Source organism: Psychrobacter sp. T6-1, assembly GCF_052258445.1.
The window spans coordinates 1-965 of record NZ_JBQQFC010000580.1; the positions used below are offsets into that span (position 1 = coordinate 1).

Annotated in this window: 1 protein-coding gene and 1 pseudogene; both read left to right on the plus strand. The window is 46.6% G+C overall.

From position 1 onward, the window contains the following. Window positions 1–43: 43 nt before the first annotated feature. A complete protein-coding gene (dut, locus tag ACTXGO_RS14730) occupies window positions 44–508 on the plus strand; it encodes a dUTP diphosphatase (protein ID WP_443543466.1) in 465 nt (154 codons plus the stop codon). A gap of 53 nt (window positions 509–561) precedes the next feature. Next, window positions 562–965, plus strand: a pseudogene (locus ACTXGO_RS14735) (phosphomannomutase); the annotation flags it as partial.

The following is a 965-nucleotide window of genomic DNA, read 5'->3' on the forward strand; positions in this document are numbered from 1 at the left end:
TAAACGAGTTAATTCTATAAACAAAATAAACAGCGAGTACGTTATGCAAGCGGTACAAGTCAAAGTTCTAAATCCTAGACTTATCAATGATGAGTCATTTGCGCTACCGACGCGCGCCACCGACGGCTCAGCAGGTATTGATCTGCGTGCTTGTATAGACGCGCCTTTGACGATTAAAGCAGGCACGACGCATCTAATTGGTACAGGGCTGGCGGTATATATCGCCGATCCCAATTATGCAGGCATGATATTGCCGCGCTCAGGTCTGGGTCACAAACATGGTATTGTACTTGGTAACTTAGTCGGATTAATCGATGCCGACTATCAAGGTGAGTTGATGGTTAGTGTCTGGAATCGTAGCGATGAGGATTTCGTTCTGAATCCTGCTGATCGTATGGCGCAGTATATCGTCGTACCGATTGCGCGTCCTGAGTTTGAGGTTGTAACAGATTTTACTGATATCAGCGCGCGCGGCGCAGGCGGTTTTGGTCATTCAGGTCGTCAATAACTTTCGATTTTTTATACCTATTATGTTGTTAGTTAAAATAAGGAGACGTAGTAATGACACCCCCCTTTGCTACGCAGCGCTCCTTGTTTCGTGCCTATGATATTCGCGGGGATAAGCAATACTTTACCAGCGTTTTTATACAAGCATTAGGCGACGCTTTTTTTCGGCTTTATAGCCGTGATTCTGATAGCAAATCTCGTAAGTATCTCACTGACGAACCGCACACGACTACTCCATCATCCTCTCAGTCTCGAGTCAAAGAGACCACCGTCATCATAGGTTTTGATGTACGCTGCGGTAGCGAGTGTATTGCTGAGGCTCTGACCAAGCGTATACAGCAGCGAGGGCTTCAGGTTATCTATTTAGGGCTTGTTACCACACCTATGATGGCCTTTTGGACAGAGCAGTATGACGGTCATGGCATCATGGTCACCGCCAGCCATTCTCCCAAAGACAC

Coding starts and splice junctions, on each gene's coding strand:
- dut (WP_443543466.1), top strand. CDS start 44: ATGCAAGCGGTACAAGTCAAAGTTCTAAATCCTAGACTTATCAATGAT.